A 19415-nucleotide genomic window follows, 5' to 3' on the forward strand; every position below is an offset into this window, starting at 1 on the left:
GCCCTGATCGGTCACCAATGCGGACTCTGTTGCCTTTACCGAAAGAGGCGCCGTGTTCAACATTTATCGATCGGCCTGCCTTCAAAAAAAGCGGTGCAGCTACCCGGCCTCTCACAGAACGCCAGAAGGCACCTCCAGGAGAAGTTGAAGCGGGTAGATTCTTTGCCACGAGCCAGTAGACTGCGAGACGGAGCGAATTAGTCACGGTGTTTGTCTATCCTTTCCAAGACTTTCTACTCTGGGCGGCCGACAGGCGTCATCTTTTGCCCGTGGATTTCACGCGAAGCCATACGCCTCCGGCCACGGCGGCTACGGAGGCGCCGTAAAGAAAGACCAATATATAGCCATAGAACTGTGGCAAGAAGCGTTTCACAGACCAGCGTAACTACAACAGCACCCATTACACCGAGCATGGGAATAAAGAGAAAGTTCAACGCCACGTTGACTACAGCGGTTCCAACTTGGGCGGCAGTTCGGAAGGCCTGTCTGCCACACCCTGTCAGGGTATCAGCCGCCAGATAAGACACGCCTCGCAGCACAATTAGTGGCGACAGTAGTTGAACCAGCACAATAGCCCCGGAAAACTCGCTCCCCAAAAGCAGCGGCGTCAAAGGGGCTACAAAAAAGGCGCCAACGGCTGCAACCGCACCCAGCGACAACACCGCAGGAGCGATTCTCCGAGTAAGGGCCATGGCCGAGACGAGACCATGCTCACCTTCACGGAAATAGAGCGGATAAGCCGCAGACGCTACCGCTCTGATGGGGGCATAGCCCATATCTATAACTCTGTAGGCAGCCGAATAGAGGCCAGCCTGAGTTACATTACCAAGCCGAGCAAGCATTGCTTTGTCAATGTCGTTGTAGACATTTTGCGCCGACGTTGCCACGGAGAAAAGAATACCCTCACGGATGTCACGCCAACGAAGTAGTAGGCTGGACCGACTTTTTCCCAACTTGATCGACGTGTAAAGGCCGGAAGCCACACCAATGGGCAGTGTGGCAGCAAGATAAATGAGGCACCATTGTTCCAGCTCGATCTGGGGCGCCAAAAAAAGTGCACCGACAGCAGCAAGTAAGCGCAGGCTGTTAACAAGTGCAGGTAAGACGATAAGGGACTTGCTCTTACCAAGCGCCTGCCACAACCCACCGGATAACTCAACCAGCTTGAGGCCCACAACATCTGCAACTACAACTAAAAAGATCCCTAGACGAGAAAGCTCTGGAGGAGCAATAAGATCCGCTAAGGCCGTCAAGAGGCCGGCTAGTATTAGACCAATCCCGAGAGAGTACAGTAAGGCCCTGCGCCATTCAGCCGCTGCAACGGATGCAGCCCTCGCAACATTACGCACCATTATGGAGTGCGCACCCAATGAACTAAAAGGGGCCACTAGAGCCGCGAGAGCCAGTGCCGCAGCGAAAGCTCCATACTCGGACGTGCCGAGCATCCTTGCGAGAACAACAAAATATGCGGCTTGTAGTCCCAATCGCATCAGCTGCCCAGCCAGGAGGCCGACAACATTCTTGCGGAATCCCTGCAAATTGAGCGTCATTTCAATTCCTTGAGAAGCGCGTAACGCGGAAACGACAAGCCACTGGGTCAAAAATTAGGTTCAACAATGCCGGCAGAATGTCGATCAGTCTTACGAGTCGCCCACACGGCGAGCAGGGAATGTGGAAGCCAACCGCAGATCGCCGTCGTTGGCACCAGTGAGTTGAGACGACTCTGCCCTGAGCAGGCTGCTCTCCGTCGAATACACTTCAGCCTCCGACGCTCGACCTTTTTGCTTTCTAGGAGCGTTTGACTCGAACTGAGTGTCGGCACGCCCTTCATAGCTATAGGAATAGGCATCTGGCCCCTTATGCGGAAGTCTGTTGAGGACTATACCCAGGACGTTGGCGCCCACACGCGCTAGTGCCTCCATCGATCGTTCCAAAGCTTGCTGGCGAAGCCGTCCTACTCCCACCACTACAACAACACCACCGACATGTTCCGCTAAAACTGCAGCGTCAGTCACAGGGAGTAGGGGGGGAGCGTCAACTACGACAACATCGAAAGTTGCCTCGAGACGATCGACCAATTGCCGCATTTCAGCGGATCCAAGAAGTTCGCTTGGATTCGGAGGCACTTGTCCCGAAGCAATAACGTACAAGTCATCTTCGCCCCACTGCTGAATGACGTCGTTCACGTCAACGGCCCCCACGAGAGCGCTGGTGAGACCCACCGTGCGGTCGAGACCAAGATATTCAGCGATCATGGGCCGCCGGAGGTCTGCATCTACAAGGCACACTGACTGGCCGGCCTGTGCAAGTGCAATAGCGAGGTTAGTAGCGGTCGTACTCTTCCCCTCGCCTGGGAGCGAAGAAGTCACAACAAATGACTTTTCCTTGAACGAAACATTTGCGAACTTCAAATTGGTCCGCAAGGTGCGGAAGGACTCCGCCCGAGGACTTTGGCGCGGAATCTGAGTGATCAGGGGCTTTTTCACAGCAGTCTGCTCGAAAGCGATACCGCCCAAAATGGGTGCAGCAGTTATGGACTCGAGGTCCACCTCGCCTCGAATTCGCGTATCGAGCATGCCCCTCGCCAGGGCAGCGACCAGACCTACAAGCGTTCCCCCGAGGACACCTAGAACTAGATTGAGCTTCGTATTAGGTGCTGAGGGTGAATCTGGAGCAACTGCGGGCGTAACAACGGACAGGCTTACGGGGGAAGTTCCACCGGTCTTCGGCTTCTCGAGTGTCTCGACGGCACTAATTAGGCTGTTTCCGACTGCTTGAGCGATGGCCGCCGCTTGAACTGGGGAACGATCCGACACTTCAATGTTAATGAGGACGGTATTCAGCTGGGATGCAACCTTTATCCGCTTACTCAGCTCTTCTGGACTGGTGTCCAGACCCAGATTTTGGATGGCTGGCTGCAGAACGATGGGCGTCGTCGCTGTCTGCACATAGGACTGAACACGCGCCTGCGTAAAAGTGTTGCCCTGCTGAAGCTCTTGGACCGACCCTGAACTCTGGATTGCCACAAACAACTTGGTGCTTGCCGTATAGGTCGCTGGAAGAGCGAAACTCACCCCAGCGCCTCCGATAAGGCCTATCAGCAAGCCCGCGCAAACCAGCATCCAATTGCGACGCAAGATGCGAAGATAGTCTCGTAGATCCAAGGCCCTGGTCCCCCCGTTTTGATTGATTGAGTCAGTCGCCTGCACGTGCGAGCCCCTCTCGCCATTGTGGCCAGTGTCATCATACCGGCTGAGCAAGGGGAACCCGCGCTCCGCCGATACTCCAGCTCGTAAACAAACACGTCTTCGCTAGCCACGTAGCTTCTGGAGCAAGACTGACGTTCACTGTAAAGCTGCTTTTACGGCATTGTCTGAAATTGACCGCGACCTCTTAGTTGACACGGATCGGGCTGTCAGGTAAATGAAGGGGAGAACGAGAAGCGTGTGACCATCGAACGCAATGGGATTCCAGTAGGCTTCCGTCAGCCCCAAGACCGACAAAAACATGTTGTATGAGATTGCGAATCCCAACTCGGCTCCAGTCTTGGATGCGGCGGCTAGCGACGTCGCGTGGACTGCAAAAAGCAGCAAGACCCCTATGAGCCCCCCTCCAAACAGGACCAACAGGTACTCGCTGTGGGGGAACAACAGTGGAAGCAACCCAATGGCCTGCAGATAAGACCACCTATCCAGCCCAAGGCCACTCCACCAGGAATCACCCAAGGCTGCCATACCTCGAATCCAGATCATGCCTCGATTGCTGAACTGGGTGGGTTCAGCATTCAGCACCAAGTAGTAGCCGATCACAAAAACCGTCACGACGGCAAGTATGTAGAATTGCGCACTACCACTCCCCTTATTCCCGAGGGCGAGCGTTTTGCCTTCTCTTTGGCGCGAAAGAAACTTGGTCCATAAAAGGTGGCCTGCCCAAGCAGCCACTGCCAGCACCATGGCGAGTTGAGAAGTGCGAGATTCCGTGGCATATAGAGTTAGTAAGATTGGGGCAAGAGTTAGAATCGAAGGTGCCGTCTTCCAAGTCCTAAAGACAAAAAGAAAAGCAACGCAGGCATAAATGGCAAGACCGTTTTCCGACGAGAAAGGTCCGGTGTATATAGCATCAAAGGGTCCGCATTTGAAAATATCGCATGGTCGCCAGTTGTCGCGGACAAACGATGACAATATAAGAATCAAAAGAAATGAACAAATGTATATCCGGCCTACGTCACTTATACTAATCTGTCCGCAACATGCTAGGAACGCCGCCAGCACGAGTATTGAGACAGCCAAGAAGCGACCAATCGACTGCTCAAGAGGCAAGTCGGGATTGGCGACGGCGTTCACCACAGCCATCGCAAGAGCCACCATCGCCGGTAGGAATGGGGCGAACTGAAGAGTGGGTCGGCTATCGGTGCCTTGGCGACTTTGAGTCACGAAGTAACTAGCCAGGGCAAGAACCGATGCAGTCAGTAGAAGCCCGAAAATAACAAACTGTGCCGGCTGTCCCACCGGAATCAGTCTCGCTTCATACAGAAGGCCGCCAAGGACAACTCCAATGACTCCAAGGACCCCCGCGAAGTCCTTGACCAGCATTTTGCTGGCCATCATCCCGCGAAGGTTGGCGAGCAATGCCACGAATGCCAAGGCGGAGATCGTATACTCAATCACTACTTGCACTCTGTCACCCCTCCGGTTCTCTTGAGTTTGTGAATCGTCCCGACCTACAAGCTCTCAATTGTTTGCTGCCATTTCTTACGCACGCTTTCACTGGCGAATGCAGCACGACGCCTACCAGCCGCCTCAAGCAACTCGTCCGTAGAGGGAGGCTCGTTTGCGCGCTTGGAAATCTCCTCAGCCAGAGAACTCGGGTCCGAGTTGCAGACCCATCCAGGAACAAAGTAAGGAATCATCTCATGGGCGACGTCGCTCTCCGTCGAAACAACGGGTAAGCCCGCGTTCGCCGCCTCCGCGTACACAAGTCCAAATGTTTCTACATGCGAACAGTGAACTAGCAGATGGGCACTCCTAAGTACTTCTCGCAGCCGCGGCTCCTCCAAGAACCCCGCGAAGACTACGCGTTCTTCAAGCCCCAGGTCCCTTGCCAAGTTCCGCAGCATTGCCTCCAGTGGACCAGTCCCGGCAATGGTCAGAACGAATCTGTCATCGAGTAGTTTGAGTGCGCGAATCAATGTCTCTTGCGACTTAACCGGAGTCAAGGAACCAACGGTGACAAGTCGGATCAGCGTACCGTCATCGTCCGGCATCGAGCGTATGAGCTCGTTGTCAGCAGGGGTGTCAACTGGGTTGGGGATGACTGCCACATTCACCCCGGTCAGCTTTGCAATATCGCGTTTCAATGGCGCGCTGACCGCGACAATGGTAGTGGACCTTCGATACAGAATCCGAGCCCCTGCGGCAAGAATTTTCATCTGGATCGAACTACTAGCACGCCTGTTTAGCAGCGAGTGCTCCCACACCACAGACTTAAATTTGCGGGTATTGCTCAATACCAGCCAAGGTAGAGCGACCCAAACACCGGCGAGCACAACTGTGTCGGTCTGGAGTGTGCGTGCCAACCTCCAAAGGCGCCAAATCGAAAGAGTTCTTCTCCATCCCCGTAGAGGGCTCCCTAGTAGTTGCGCGGCGGGATACACTCGCCGATCAGCTTGGGATCCTCCAATACAGAAAATCTCAACGTCGTAACTCTGATCGAGCAAATTCGCGGTCGCAAGAGCCACTCTTTCCATACCGAACGCAGGAGCCAGGTGGGATACCAGAATCGTGACCTTGCGTCTTCCTGAGGCGGGGCTAATTTCTCCCGTTACGTGTGTCATATTCTATCGAATTTTCTGCATGAGCCACTGAAGCGAAGCACGCGGAACGACGCCAGCGATACCTATAGCTATCGGTCCGACACCTGGTAAAGACCTCGTGCCGACGATATGTGATAACACGCTACGCACTCCGGACCAGTCTCTCTTCTGCAACGCATATCGAAGAGTCTGTGCTGCAAGAAAATCTACGTAGACTCGCTTGTCGAGAGGTCTCAGAAGGCGGGTAGCCCAGGCGAGAGATCCCTGCCAGTCCGCCCCTGCCGAAATCGACCCTTGGCTTCCCAAATGGATAGAAACCAGAACCCCTTCCAGCTGCACAAACGTAGTTCCCGCAACCCTGCTGGCCCTGACTAGCCAGTCCCAGTCCTGATGTCGCGCAAGGCTCTCATCCCAGCGGACTTCTTGGCAAAGACGACGACTCGCGAGCACTGTCGAAGTAAAAAAGCTCGCACGTTTTGCCCCGGGGCGTCGATCGACGAAAAGGTAGTTTTCAATCCTGTCGTTGGGTTTGACCAATTTCGCAGGTATGCCTGAGACAACGTGTCTCGAGTCGAACGATCCGGACACCTGTTCGACACGGCACCCAACGATGGCCCTGCGCCCCATGCTTTCTTCGTGGGTGGCGACTCGAACTTGTTCCGTAATCTTCGACGGGAACCACTCGTCATCATCGTCCAAGAAGGCGACCCACGTGCCAGAAGATCGCTCAACGCCTAGATTTCTCGCAAAACCCCCTTTACGCCCTCCCCCTGTGAAGAGGACCTTATCTGCGCCCCTCGCGGACTCCACAGTTTCCACCGGCGTGGAGGCCTCATTAAGGTCAAATACAACGACCAACTCGATGTGTCCTTGAAAGTCCTGCCCTCGGACGCTCTCGATGGCTCGCCCTAAAGAATCCCGGCCAGTGGACGGTATCACTACGGATACGTCTATCGTTGTCTGCCCCAAAACCCGCCCCTTTACCACACGCTCTTAGCTTCATGTCCAAACACAGGGTCTCCTATGCGGACCAGCTCATCAACTATCGCATGTTGTATTAGATTCATTGGCCCTAGACAGGCTAGGTCGACCCGGGAGAGGCATCGACCTAGTCTATGATTGCGCTGTGTGCCTGGGAAGATGAACCGGGGTGAACTGTTAAGGCCTATGACAATGAATGATTAGGCCTGCGCCAACGCGGTAACATTGGCGCGGCTCGGGCGCTCATACGACAATGAGCTGCGGACATCGACCAATCCTTGGGGGGCACAACATGGCACAGCTTATCGGACTGCGCGCAGCCCGAGAACGGGCAGACTGGCGCAGTCAATATGTCAGTCGGATTCGGGCAGTCGATGCTGGCGTAATCGTCTGGGCGATAGTTGGCGCGTATGGAGTGCGGTTCGGCTTTGCCGACCTTACCGATGGCAGCATCCGAGAGCTCGACTACGTTGTTCTCTCGGTTGTCCTAGTCTTGGCTTGGTGGACAATGCTCGAGTTTTGGGGCACGAGAGAGTACAAAGTACTCGGAAGCGGCGCTGACGAGTACAAGAGAATAATCTCCGCTTCTGCTTGGCTTTTTGGATTTGTTGCAATCCTCTCCTACGCTCTTCGAATTGACACTGCCAGGGGATATGTGGGGCTCGCGTTTCCTGCGGGAGCTGTAGGTCTTTTAGCGGCTCGATGGCTTATTCGCCAACACTTGAGCATGGAACGCCAGCGTGGCCAGAGCAGCTCCAGGGTTTTGATCGTCGGGAGTCCGCAGTCGGCCGCGCACCTGGTGGAATCCCTGCGCACTGTTCCGAGCGCGGGGTACGTGCCAATCGCTGTACACCTACCTGGGGAGTTTGAAGACGCAGCCTCGAAAGCCGAGCAATCGGTGATGGTAACCGGCTTTGGATCTGACGTCACATCAATCATGGACGCAATCTCCACGACTGGGGCTGATTCTGTGGCGATATCGGCTGGTGCAAATATCACGCCAAAAGATCTGAGAAAGCTCGGCTGGGAGCTAGCTGCACGTGATATTGGAATGATCCTGGCACCTGCGCTGACCGATGTTGCCGGCCCTCGGATTCATACCCAGCCAGTGGCTGGCCTTCCGCTGATTCACGTCTCGACTCCCAAGCTAACGGGCGGTAAGAAGGTAGCCAAGAGGGCCTTCGACTTAATCTTCGCTGGTTCTCTATTGGTTGTTCTTTCACCGCTTTTCATTGTGATCGCGTCACTAGTGAAGTTAACCAGTCGTGGTCCGGTGTTCTATCGACAGACCCGCGTCGGCCTTCGTGGCACTACCTTTGAAATGCTCAAGTTCCGTTCAATGCGTCCAAACGCCGACAACGAACTGGCAGCACTACTCGCAGCACAAGGATCAGCAGGGAAACCGCTCTTCAAGGTAGAGAACGACCCGCGCATCACGCCGCTTGGGCGGGTACTTCGGAAATACTCCTTGGATGAATTGCCGCAACTTATCAATGTGATGGGCGGCAGTATGAGTCTCGTAGGTCCCCGCCCTCAACGTGATGGCGAAGTGGCTCTCTACGACGATGCGGCCCACCGACGCCTGTATGTGAGTCCTGGAATGAGCGGACTTTGGCAGGTAAGCGGCCGCTCGAATCTCAGCTGGGAGGAGAGCATTCGACTGGACCTCTATTACGTCGAAAACTGGTCTCTAATGGGAGACGTGGTCATTTTGTTCAAGACGTTCAAAGCTGTATTCGCAAGCACGGGCGCCGTCTAGGCCCGCTTGAAGGCAAATGAAACTCATATCTGGGGAAGGCACTCGTACATGCGCATTTCTGTTATAGGCTGCGGCTACCTTGGGGCCGTGCATGCTGCCTGCATGGCGAAATTGGGCCATGAAGTAGTTGGCATCGACATCGATCAACAGAAGATAGATGGCCTGTCTGGTGGAACTGCGCCCTTCTTCGAGCCTGGATTGAACGTGCTGTTGGCGGATGTCGAAGCTTCAGGCCGTCTCACCTTCACCGCCGACTTTTCGGCTGCCGCCGACTGCGACGTTCATTTTGTTTGCGTTGGCACACCCCAGAAGAAAGGGGAAAACGGCGCTGACATGACCTACGTCGATGCCGCGATTCACTCGCTTCTACCTTTCGTTAGCCCCGGTGACGTCGTTGTCGGCAAGTCCACAGTTCCTGTCGGAACGGCCGCAAGGCTCGCAGAAATCATTAAAGAGTGTCAGCCCGACGCTCAGCTCCTTTGGAATCCTGAGTTCTTACGCGAAGGCCACGCCGTTAAGGACACTCTGAACCCCGACCGCTTCGTTTACGGCGTTGAAGATGGATCCGAGGACAATCCTGCGGTTGCGACGCTGGACGAGGTCTACGCGACCCCCCTTAAAGGCGGCACACCGCGACTAGTGATGGACTTACCTACAGCCGAGCTTGTTAAAACGGCAGCCAACTCGTTCTTAGCAACCAAGATTTCGTTCATTAACGCCATGGCGGAGCTTTGTGATGCGGCGGGAGCGGACGTGACTCGGCTAGCAGATGCCATTGGCATGGACGACAGAATTGGCAGAAAGTTCCTCCATGCAGGTATTGGTTTTGGCGGTGGATGCCTACCAAAAGACATCCGCGCTTTCATGGCGCGTGCAGGGGAACTTGGCGCAGATCAAGCACTGACCTTCCTGAAGGAAGTCGATGCAATCAACATGCGGCGTCGGACGCGGGTGGTGGAGCTAACGCGAGTGCTGTGTGGCGATGGCCTTCTTGGAAAGAAGATTGCTGTCTTGGGTGCGGCGTTCAAGCCAGATAGCGACGATGTTCGCGATTCACCATCGTTGAGTATTGCCGCTCAGCTGCAACTCCAGGGAGCGGTTGTGACAGTCACGGACCCTAAAGCCTTGGGCAATGCAGCGAGAAGATTTCCCGAACTGCAGTATGAACCAACTGTTGACGCAACAGTCCGAGGTGCCGATGCTGTCTTACTTCTTACGGAGTGGCAGGAGTACCGCGATCTCGATCCGCATCTCCTATTGGAGTCAGTAGCTGCTCCCCGCATTCTTGACGGCCGGAATGTACTCGATCCTGCTAAATGGCGCGCGGCGGGTTGGCACTACCGCGGATTGGGCCGGCCTTAGACAGTGGAGAACACAAGAATGCCTCTGTCGTCTGATCGTCAAACCCAAGGTGCTAGGCCAAAAGCGTCCAGACGAAGCCGACGCAGGCGGCTTGGTCGCGTCGCTCTATGGGTCGCGATCACCGTGCTTGTCCTTTTTGGTATAAGTGCATGGTTGTTTTCCAGGGCCACGGTGATAAATTCGGAGCTCTTGAGCGCAACTTCACTAGTGAAAACATTAAAGTCGCAAATCGCCGCAAAAGATGCCGCTGGAGCCGCGGAAACCGTCGACGACCTCGTTCAGCACACGACTTCGGCCCGAGAGGCAGCTAACGACCCATTGTGGAAGGCAACTTCGGTTATTCCGTGGGTGGGACCCAATTTGGTTGCGGCCAGCGAAATCGCAACATCCGCTGACGATGTTGCCCGGCTCGGGGCCGTGCCCCTCGTCAATGCGTTCGAGTCCCTCGACTGGCATACTCTTCGCCCGACTCCAGATGGGATCGATCTTAAACCTCTCACGAGTGCTGCGCCACAGGTTCAGGCCGCTTCTCATGCTGTGAGAGAGACTTCCAAGAGACTTGCCGCAATTGATTCTACTGCCTTGGTTCCTCAAGTTTCTGGCCCCTTGCTACAAGCTCAAGTTGAACTTAGCTCCATCAGCGGCCAACTCGATACGGCAGCGGACGCAGCGGTTTTGGCCCCATCAATGCTCGGCGCAGACGTCCCTCGTACCTATCTTCTTCTTATGCAGAATAGCGCCGAGTCTCGGAGTACAGGAGGCATTCCCGGCGCCCTCGCTGTGCTTCGAGTTGATCACGGCAAGATCAGTTTGGAGTCGCAAACGAGCGCTGGAGCCCTAGGCTCGTTCGCTCCCCCCATTCCTACAGATTCGGAAGAGGCGGCCATCTACTCTGGCCGTATCGGCAAATTCATGCAGGACGTTAATCTCACGCCAGACTTCGCAACCACGGGAAGCGTTGCAGTCTCTATGTGGGAGACGAGGACAGGGGAAAAGCTCGACGGCGCCCTATCACTCGATCCCGTGGCCCTGAGCTACCTGCTTAAGGCTACGGGTCCAGTCCAAATCACCGACCCAACTTTGGCACGAGCAGGGCGTGGATTACCCTCGGAGCTGAACAGCGGCAACGTTGTTAAAACCTTACTTTCAGACACCTATGCGTCCATTAAAGATCCGAAACTTCAAGACGCATACTTTGCGGGTGCGGCGAAGGAGATTTTTTCCGCTTTCTCGGCGGGGAACAGCAATGCAGAAGCACTAATGGATGCCGTCTCACAAGGGGTAGCCGAACGACGCATCCTGATTTGGTCGAAGATGGAACCCGAACAGAAAATTTTGGGCAAATATCCACTGGCAGGACTGGTGTCGGGGCCCAGCGTTTCTCCGACTCAGTTCGGCATCTACTTTAACGATGGCACTGGCGCGAAGATGGACTACTGGGTGAAACGAACCGTCAAGGTAGTCAGAGACTGCACCAAAGATGGATATCGCGAAGTAAGCATCCGAGTCACCAGCACCAATACCGCTCCTAGCGACGCCGCAAAGTCGCTGCCGGACTACGTGACAGGAGGTGGGGCATACGGGGTGCCTCCAGGGTCCGTTCAGACCAACGTCGTAGCGTACGGACCCTCCCAGTCGAATATTGACACTGTTGTAAAGGATGGGAAAAAAATAGCCTTTGCGGCACAGCGTCACGAGCAACGGGCCGTGGGCACCTCCACCATCCTGCTGGGACCAGGCGAAAGTACGAGCCTTGACTTCAACTTCGGTCACATCGTTCAGCATTCCGACCCCAAAATCGTTGTCACGCCTACGACTCAAGCAGTCAAAGATGTCCTTCAGGACGCTACACCCAGCCCATGTGAATAGCTCATAACCCGAAAGTTAACCGTTTGTAACGAGCTTGGATTTTCTTTGCCGGATGCCCCAGCAAATGATAGATTCTACTTGGGCAGCACCATCAGATTTCTCTTACGGTCTCGTAGGGTCTCGGAATCTCAAACACAACGTCGCACCACAAAAGTCTCAGGGGGGACACACATGAGGAAATCTCTTGCAGCGCTTACGCTTGCGGGCACAATCGCGCTTGTCGGCGCGGTACCGGCCGTAGCAAGCAACTCAAACTATCCGGCGCCCAACACCAGCGTGGCCGTATCGGACGCAGCCGTTGCACCGGGTGAAGCTTTTACCTTTAGCGGCACCGGCTTTACGCCCGGTGAAGGTATCACCATCACAGTCACTCCGACCGGCGCTCCCGCAGCGAGTGGCGGCAGTGTTTCGGCAGGCAGCCTTGCGGTCGTCGGTCGCATTGCGCTTGCGCCTTCAACCATTGGAGCTGTGGCCGATGGTAACGGCGCATTCTCCACGTCAATCGTCATCAACGAGCCAGGCGCATACGCAATCACCGCTACCGGTAACTCCTCCGGCAAAACGGTTGGTCCCGTAACGGTCGTAGTTGGCGGCGCAGCACTCTCGAATACTGGCGGCGGCACCGGAACTGGTCTGGCCAACACCGGCGGCGTACCACTCGCAAACACCGGCGCTGATTCCAGCCTCGTTCTCTGGTCGCTGGTCGGCGCTGGCGCACTCGCCGCAGGTACGGCATCTGTAGTGGTCGCACGCCGTCGCTCGAAGAACACTGAGGTTTCTGCCTAAGTCAGGAGTCGAAGTAAAGTATCGAGGGTGGGTCTCCAGCTGATGCTGGAGACCCACCCTTACTCATTGCCTTTCCTTCCGTGCGGATGCCTCGTGTGATATCCATGGAAAGCATGGGGAGACATTGGAGAAGAAGGCAAGTGTGGATTGGCCAAAGGTCGGTTGCTGGCAGACGCCAAGCACTTTCCTCAGCTTTGCTTCATTATGTTTTGCTAAGTTGTCTGGCTCTGGCCGCCGCCGGACTGAGTGCGTGTGCCCTCCTTTTAACCTCATGAACTCCCGTCTCTACTACACTACGATTTGGCGGATCGCGCTTGGCGCCTATTTAGGCGTAGTGGCTACCGTTGGCTTCTGGCCGATTCCGGTCGACAAACCGATATCCGCCCCCCTCCTGTCAGTCCTCGAGTATCTCCATCGTCAGGGAGCTCCAGGCTGGATCGATTATCACTTCGTTGAGATGTCCGCCAACGTAGCAATGTTTGTTCCATTTGGAATTTTCAGCGCGATGGCTCTGCCCTCAAAGCGGGGTTGGCATCTTCTCATTTATGCAGTTGGAGCATCTACGGTTGTAGAACTAGGACAGCTCCTATTTCTTCCTGAGCGCTACTACAGTCTGCTGGACTTAGTCACAAACACGCTCGGTGCCGTCATAGGGATAATTGTGGCCCGAAGGCTTTTCGCCAACGATTCTTCGTCCCAGAAGGTGTCGGCGTAGCGCTGCGTCGACGGATCCTCCCGGGATCAGGCACCTTTGCGGACCTCTGTTGCAAGCATAAAAAACTTCATATTCTGCGCTGAATCCAGGGGCAGCACTACTTCAAGATGCTTTGCTATCTTGAAAGTACCCTTATGATGTTGCAGGGCGGCACGTCCCATTCCATTGTTGCCCAACAGGGGCGTGCCGTTCTGACCTTTCCTTGTGGGGGCGTCGGCGCGCCCAAAAAAGGCCCCACACAATTCAGCAACGCAGCATTTTGAAAGGACACCGCTTGCCATACGTTGACATAAACCCACACAAGTCAAAGCCGAAATGGCCCGCTTATGTTGGTCTCGCAGTGCTACTCGTCGCAACGATCGCAATCGTCACCTACGTGCTGGTACACCACTAAACCCGCTGAGCCTCCCACGCCGCATCCCATCCGCGATCTCCCCCGCGTGCGTGTGGTGGAGGTAGTGCTCGCCGGAGAGTGGCACTACGGTCCCGTTGGTGACACTTGCGGCCTGGCGGCGGTGCAGTTCGAGCCACTCCGGGTTCTGCTTGTTCTCCGCAACCACAAACAGCAGCAGCGGCAGCTCCTTCGGGAAACTGGTTCCCAGGGCACGCTGGAAGTTCGTGGATATGTTGGCCATCTCGTTGAGGTACGTGGGTGACATGGAATTTCGATTGGTGAGCATCTGCATCTGCTCGCGGGCGTAGTCGGTATAGGCGGGGTTGTCGTTGAAGTAAGTCATTGCAGTGAGCAGCCGGAGCAAGCCCAGGTTCTTCGCCGCGGACATCAGCCCCGTCGGGAACTCGGTATCCATCCCGGGTTGCCCGGGGACGGAGGTGTCGATGCCGACGAATGCGCTCACTTCCTCCGGGTAACGGTTGACGTAGTCGATGCCGTAGAGGTCGGCGATCGAGTGTCCCATCAGGATGTAGCGGTTGACGTGCAGGGCCTGCAGCGCCCCATGGACTTCCTGCACGATGTTCTCGGTGGTCCGTTCCCGATCGGTGCCATCGCTCAAGCCATAACCCAAAGGTTCCACCACAATCACGCGGTGGTCCTTGGAAAGATCCCTCACCAGCGGCGCGAAGTCCAAAACCGGCGACGACGTTCCGAATCCGGGTAAGAGGACGACATCCTTAAGTCCGCTGCCAGTCACGAGGACGTTGATCTTTCGGCCATCCACGTCCAAGCGCTGGCCGTAGGACTCGATCTTGCTGCTCTCTGAGTTGGTCGCCACCACATTCACCACGGTGGTTGTGGCCAGACCCCCTGCCAAGACCCCTACGACGACGGCGACCGCCACGAGCAACTTCTTAACTGACCTCTTCAAACATGCCTTCCCAGCGCGCCCCATGCGCCCTGTATCCAGCCTTCCGTTTCCGGGCCACGAGCGCGTCACCCCACGGTGCTCACTTGAGTACCCCTTTCGGGGTAGACGCCACCCGTCCTCAGGATGAGATGGTCAAGTAGACCCCACCTCCGCTGCTCCCCCGCCAAAGGCGGCGGCAGCGCCGCCGTCGTAGTTCCGGGCGGTTAGCCGATAATCGGGCGTTCTTCAGGGAGGTTGAACAACCGCGGGCGGGAGGCCAGCGCGATGGCTGAAGCAACCGTGACTGTGCCGATGCGGCCTGTGAACATCAGGGCCATCAGTACCCACTCGGCAGTCGGAGGCAGGTGGTAGGTGATTCCCGTGCTCAGGCCAACTGTTCCGAATGCGGAGATGGTTTCGAACAGCACTTTCTCCAGGCTGTAGTCGGTGGCCATGAGGAGCAGCAGCGTTCCCAGGATGACTGCGCCGACACCCAGCAAGGCGACGGTGAGCGCCTGCCTTTGAGTGGAGGAGCTCACGGAACGGTGTGCGATGGTGACTTGCTCGCGTCCGCGGACTTCGTTCCAGATGGCAAAGCCAAGAACCAGGAATGTAGTGATCTTGATACCGCCGGCGGTTCCTGCGCTTCCGCCACCGATGAACATCAGGATGTTGGTGACCATCAGGGTTTCGGGCGTGGCCGCACCGTAGTCGATGCTGTTGAAGCCTGCTGTCCGCGGGAACACCCCGCCTGCCAGGGAGCCCAACAATTTCCCGCCGAAACTCAGCGGTCCCAAGGTCTCCGGGCGGTTCCATTCAAAGAGGGCGAAGAGCCCAACGCCCACAATCAGCAAGAGCAACGAACCGAAGACGGTCAGACGCAGGTGAATGGTCCAGTTCCTCACCTTGAAGGGGTTTCTGACCAGCTGGATGATCACAGGAAAGCCCAGTCCGCCGGCAACTATGGCCGCGCAGATGGGCACGATGATCCATGGGTCTTCCGCGAAACCGATGAGGTTATCGCTGTACAGGGCGAAGCCTGCGTTGTTGAACGCCGAAACGGCGTGGAAAATGCCGTGCCAGACGGCGGTGCCGAGGTCGTCGTCGTAAGCGATCCAGAAGCGGACGGTCAGGACGAGCGCGGTGGCGGCCTCGAAGAAGGCCATGATTTTCAGCACCCTGAACAGCACAGACTTTACGTCCCCGAAGTTCAAGGTGTGCGTCTCGGATTGTGCCACCAGCTGGCCACGCAGGCCGATGGTCCTTCGCACGAACAGGGCCAGCAGAGTGGCTAAGGACATGATCCCGAAGCCACCCACCTGGATCAGGCCCATAATCACCGCATGACCAAACGGCGTCCAGAAAGTGGCGGTATCCACGGTGATGAGGCCGGTGACGCAGACGGCCGAAACAGCGGTGAACAACGCGGTGGTGAAGATGTCGCCGCCCTCCCCCGTCCGGGAAATGGGCAGCATCAAAAGCCCGGCACCGACGACGATCACAGCCAGGAATGCAAGGGGCACCGAACGGACCGGGTGAAACAAGGCTGACTTCAGTCGCTGTCCTTGTTCAGCAACAGCCAATTGCAGCGGGCTACGGCGGATGAGGGAGCGTTCGGTCATGCCCGGACTTTCTTGGTGCGTCGGCTTCGTGCGCCGAAACTAACACCACGATGAAAAGAACAGGCGGGAATCAGGGATTTCTTGACGAATCCTTAACGCCTAGGGCGTGCAGGCCTTATGGGCGTGTCCCTGGGCCGCTTGCCGGGATCTATTAGACGGCTTTCTCGGCTGCAGTCTTCAGGTCGGCCGCGAACTGGGTAAAGCTCTGGTCAAAGGACGGGATCTTGTTGGCGAAAAGCGGAAAGACAGGGCCGCCGATTTTCTCGGACATCTCGAAACGGGACCGGCCATCGTTGGTCTCCGTAATGGTGTAAACGCGGGTTCCCAACGCGTCACCCCAAGCCAGTTTGGTGGGCGCTTGGAATTCCTTGACTTTGAGGTTGAAAGTACGGCTGGGATCCAGCGTGGAGACCAACTTGAGCTTCCCTCCCGGGGCGATTTCGCCGTCGAGCGATACGACAGTGGAGTTCCACTCGGGGTAGCTTTTGGCGTCGGTCAACAAACCCCAGACTGTGGACGGAGGTGCATCAATGGTGTTGGCCACGCGTGTTTCACGGCTGAAAGTTTTGCTGGTTGTGGTTGCGGTTCCATCGGATATTTCAGACATGGCTTCCGGCTCCTCTGCGCGGGAATGCGGTGATGGGTTGATGGTACCCGGACGTTGTTGAAATGAAAGCCCGCGACGTAGTGGTTCCACCAGCGCAAGAGTGGCCTACGATTGGCCCCATGGAGACCTTTGATCACGGCGAGCACATCCGCGGGCTTCACGAACTGGTAGCCGGCACCGCCGATATCAAAGGGATCCTTGATGGCCTCACCAGATTTGCAGCAACCGCCATCAGCCAAAGCAGCGGGGCGCCAATCGACTGCGCGGTGACCCTTCGCCGTCGTAAACGAACTGCAACAGTTGCCGGCAGCAGTGAACGGGCCATCGAGCTTGACCGCCTCGAGCAGAGCCTCCAGGAGGGTCCCTGCCTCACCGCTCTGGACAAGGGGCGGCCGGTGCTCCTTGCCGACGTCGAAACCGACACCAACTGGCCCGAATACAGCAGGCTCCTGGCCGCAGAAGGCGTCCACAGCGCCCTCGGGGTGCCCATGGTTCTGGGAGAAACCTCGGAAGCCGTCCTGAACTTCTTCGCCCCGGCGCCGGGACTGTTCACCGAAGAGGTCATCCGTGAGGCCGCAGCCTTTGCTGACGTAGCCGGAAGCACTATACGGCTGGCCATCCGGATCGAAAATACGGACCAACTCAACGCCGACCTCAAAGCCGCCATGGCCAGCAGAACCGCCATCGACCTTGCCTGCGGTGTGATCATGGCCCAAAACCGCTGCAGCCAGGACGAAGCATTCAAGCTACTGACCACTGCCTCCAGCCACCGCAACCAGAAACTCCGGGCCGTGGCCGAAGAGATCCTGGAAAAGGTGGCTGGAAGCACCGAAGGAAAGCTGAACTTCGAGGACTAGGCCGGGAAGGCTGGCGGACTGCCCACCTTTTCAGTCGTGCATCCGGGCACCCTTGACGATCCTGTCCACCACGTTCTTGGGGCCGCGGAGCGCGATTCCCACGAGGTCGAGCTCATGCGCCGGGACTTCAGCCACCGCAGCCCGGTTCGCTTCGTCGTGCCCGGCGGAGAAAAGCTCCCTCGTGTACACGGCGGTGGGAATGCCTCGCCCAAGAGCCCGGTCGCGGGCTGTGGCCAGCAACTCCGAGCCTGCGGACAGCACCAGGACCGGCTGCCGAAGCATCGGGAGGTACTGGTTGCCGTCGGCGTCGCGGTACGGCTCTCCCGTCAGGTCCGGCGCACTCGTAGCGATGGCACTCATGAGGAAGGCTGTCACGTTGAGCTCTTGCCACGGCAGCAGATCCTCGTTGAGGACCACCACGACTTTCGTGTCGAAACGCCCGGTTGTTGCAGAGAAGGAATCAATGGTGGCAGTTGAATTTTCATGCATGAACCCAGCATGGCAAGAGCGTATTGAGGGCGTCTTGTACATTTCTAACATGGGCGATTCAGTACGGGCATGGCATCCAGCGGTGCCCCACGTCCGGGAAGTGCTACACGCAACGTTCGAGCATCACAGCTACCCATCCCACACGCATGCCGACTGGACTGTCCTGCTCATCGACCAGGGCGCGGTGACCTACGACCTCGACCGCACCGAGCATCTCGCAGCACCAGCCTCAATCACCTTGCTGCCCCCGCACGTCCCGCACGACGGACGTTCCGCCGTCGGGGGTAAAGCCTTCCGCAAGCGGGTCCTGTACCTGAGCGAGGACTGGCTGCCGGGCGAAGCCGCAGACGCCGCGGCGTCCCAGCCGACCCTGCTCGACCCGTCGGCGGTCTCCTTGGTTAACGGCATTCATGCGGCCCTTGCCTCCCCCGCAGACGCGATGGCCGCCGAATGCGGCGTCCTGGCCCTTCAGGAATCAGTGCGGGCGCATCTGGGTCCCGCCCACTCGCCTGCACACGATGCGCCCCTGGCCCGACAGTTGCGCGAGATGCTCGACGACCGCCTGTTCGACTCGTTCACCATTGCTGAAGCCGCCAGCATCCTCGGGGCCCATCCGGGCCATCTGGTGCGCGCCTTCTCCAAGGCCTACGGCATCGCCCCGTACCGCTACGTCACAGGACGCAGGGTAGACCGCGCACGCCGCCTCCTGCTGGACGGCGTCCCCGCATCCGAAGCGGCTGTGGAGTCAGGATTCCACGACCAATCACACCTCACCAGGCATTTCCGGCGGGTCCTCGGAACCACTCCGGGGACATTCGCGCGCTGATGCCGGGCGAGGGGCCCGGTCACATGGCTGCCGGGAGTGGCGTGTCCTCGGGCCGTGGCGCCTCAGCGAGCCAGGCCAGCGCCTCCAGACGCGACGTAAAGAACATAGTGGGACACGGGACGTGGCTCGTGTTGAGTTGATATTGGGCCACTGTGCGGTCCACCGGGCTATCGCCGAGCAAGGCGATCCTGTACGCAGCGCAGGGTTGCTCAAAGACCTCACGCGCTCCACGACTCAGGAAGGTAGTGGCAGCCATGTCCACCAACAGCGGCAACGAATGGCCGTGGGCAAGTTCATTGACGGCGTCCATGGCCGCACGGGCGTTGCCTGCTTCGATGCGCACGCCGTGATTCCAAACCAGGTGCAGGAGTCCCTCTTCCAGACGGAGGACGCTATCGTCCAGCTCAATCTGTTCCATCCCGCACC

At 57.2% G+C, this 19415-nt stretch carries 17 protein-coding genes; 7 read left to right on the forward strand and 10 right to left on the reverse strand.

Features of this window, described 5'->3' with window-relative positions; all coding sequences use genetic code 11:
- Positions 1 to 233: 233 nt before the first annotated feature.
- The 5 genes from AB0N72_RS16180 to AB0N72_RS16200 all read right to left on the reverse strand — a co-directional run bounded on the left by AB0N72_RS16180 (position 234) and on the right by AB0N72_RS16200 (position 6799).
- Entirely contained in the window at positions 234 to 1550 is a 1317-nt protein-coding gene (locus tag AB0N72_RS16180) for an oligosaccharide flippase family protein (RefSeq protein WP_363933034.1), read from the reverse strand.
- 90 nt (positions 1551 to 1640) lie between these two features.
- Positions 1641 to 3164: a polysaccharide biosynthesis tyrosine autokinase gene (locus AB0N72_RS16185; RefSeq protein WP_363933313.1), complete on the reverse strand. Its 1524-nt coding sequence runs from the start codon at positions 3162 to 3164 to the stop codon at positions 1641 to 1643.
- A gap of 180 nt (positions 3165 to 3344) precedes the next feature.
- The gene (locus tag AB0N72_RS16190; RefSeq protein ID WP_363933031.1) at positions 3345 to 4667 is read right to left on the reverse strand and encodes an O-antigen ligase family protein; all 1323 of its coding nucleotides are present in this window, start codon (positions 4665 to 4667) and stop codon (positions 3345 to 3347) included.
- A gap of 53 nt (positions 4668 to 4720) precedes the next feature.
- Complete coding sequence (locus AB0N72_RS16195; RefSeq protein WP_364081330.1) at positions 4721 to 5833, reverse strand: glycosyltransferase; 1113 nt, start codon at positions 5831 to 5833, stop codon at positions 4721 to 4723.
- 3 nt (positions 5834 to 5836) lie between these two features.
- Positions 5837 to 6799, reverse strand: coding sequence for a glycosyltransferase family 2 protein (locus AB0N72_RS16200; RefSeq protein WP_364081333.1), 963 nt, complete (start codon positions 6797 to 6799; stop codon positions 5837 to 5839).
- A 286-nt stretch (positions 6800 to 7085) separates the two neighbouring features.
- Between AB0N72_RS16200 and AB0N72_RS16205 the strand changes: the two genes are divergently transcribed.
- From AB0N72_RS16205 to AB0N72_RS16225, 5 genes are all read left to right on the forward strand, one after another.
- Positions 7086 to 8552 carry a sugar transferase gene (locus AB0N72_RS16205; RefSeq protein ID WP_363933029.1) on the forward strand — a complete coding sequence of 489 codons (1467 nt, stop codon included), beginning with the start codon at positions 7086 to 7088 and terminating at the stop codon, positions 8550 to 8552.
- A 48-nt stretch (positions 8553 to 8600) separates the two neighbouring features.
- Positions 8601 to 9914, forward strand: a complete 1314-nt coding sequence (locus AB0N72_RS16210; protein ID WP_363933028.1) for a UDP-glucose/GDP-mannose dehydrogenase family protein — start codon at positions 8601 to 8603, stop codon at positions 9912 to 9914.
- Between the two features lie 123 nt (positions 9915 to 10037).
- Positions 10038 to 11783 carry a DUF4012 domain-containing protein gene (locus AB0N72_RS16215; protein ID WP_364081336.1) on the forward strand — a complete coding sequence of 582 codons (1746 nt, stop codon included), beginning with the start codon at positions 10038 to 10040 and terminating at the stop codon, positions 11781 to 11783.
- 171 nt (positions 11784 to 11954) lie between these two features.
- Positions 11955 to 12569, forward strand: a complete 615-nt coding sequence (locus AB0N72_RS16220) for an LPXTG cell wall anchor domain-containing protein (RefSeq protein WP_363933024.1) — start codon at positions 11955 to 11957, stop codon at positions 12567 to 12569.
- Positions 12570 to 13026: 457 nt separating this feature from the next.
- A complete protein-coding gene (locus tag AB0N72_RS16225; RefSeq protein WP_364081349.1) occupies positions 13027 to 13284 on the forward strand; it encodes a VanZ family protein in 258 nt (85 codons plus the stop codon).
- A 368-nt stretch (positions 13285 to 13652) separates the two neighbouring features.
- Here AB0N72_RS16225 and AB0N72_RS16230 read toward each other — a convergent pair whose 3' ends face one another.
- From AB0N72_RS16230 to AB0N72_RS16240, 3 genes are all read right to left on the reverse strand, one after another.
- Positions 13653 to 14609 carry an alpha/beta hydrolase gene (locus AB0N72_RS16230; protein ID WP_363933020.1) on the reverse strand — a complete coding sequence of 319 codons (957 nt, stop codon included), beginning with the start codon at positions 14607 to 14609 and terminating at the stop codon, positions 13653 to 13655.
- A gap of 203 nt (positions 14610 to 14812) precedes the next feature.
- Positions 14813 to 16210, reverse strand: a complete 1398-nt coding sequence (locus AB0N72_RS16235; RefSeq protein WP_363933019.1) for a potassium transporter TrkG — start codon at positions 16208 to 16210, stop codon at positions 14813 to 14815.
- Between the two features lie 151 nt (positions 16211 to 16361).
- Complete coding sequence (locus AB0N72_RS16240; protein WP_363933016.1) at positions 16362 to 16817, reverse strand: SRPBCC domain-containing protein; 456 nt, start codon at positions 16815 to 16817, stop codon at positions 16362 to 16364.
- 119 nt (positions 16818 to 16936) lie between these two features.
- On the opposite strand from AB0N72_RS16240, the gene AB0N72_RS16245 reads away from it, so the two are divergent.
- Positions 16937 to 17674, forward strand: a complete 738-nt coding sequence (locus tag AB0N72_RS16245; protein ID WP_363933015.1) for a GAF and ANTAR domain-containing protein — start codon at positions 16937 to 16939, stop codon at positions 17672 to 17674.
- Between the two features lie 30 nt (positions 17675 to 17704).
- Here AB0N72_RS16245 and AB0N72_RS16250 read toward each other — a convergent pair whose 3' ends face one another.
- Positions 17705 to 18163, reverse strand: a complete 459-nt coding sequence (locus tag AB0N72_RS16250; RefSeq protein WP_363933013.1) for a DUF2000 domain-containing protein — start codon at positions 18161 to 18163, stop codon at positions 17705 to 17707.
- A gap of 49 nt (positions 18164 to 18212) precedes the next feature.
- Between AB0N72_RS16250 and AB0N72_RS16255 the strand changes: the two genes are divergently transcribed.
- Positions 18213 to 18989: an AraC family transcriptional regulator gene (locus AB0N72_RS16255; protein WP_363933009.1), complete on the forward strand. Its 777-nt coding sequence runs from the start codon at positions 18213 to 18215 to the stop codon at positions 18987 to 18989.
- 19 nt (positions 18990 to 19008) lie between these two features.
- On the opposite strand, the gene AB0N72_RS16260 is transcribed toward AB0N72_RS16255, so the two are convergent.
- A complete protein-coding gene (locus tag AB0N72_RS16260; RefSeq protein ID WP_363933006.1) occupies positions 19009 to 19407 on the reverse strand; it encodes an STAS/SEC14 domain-containing protein in 399 nt (132 codons plus the stop codon).
- Positions 19408 to 19415 lie beyond the last annotated feature (8 nt).

The organism is Paenarthrobacter sp. NPDC089307, from assembly GCF_040685055.1.
Classification (GTDB): Bacteria; Actinomycetota; Actinomycetes; order Actinomycetales; family Micrococcaceae; genus Arthrobacter.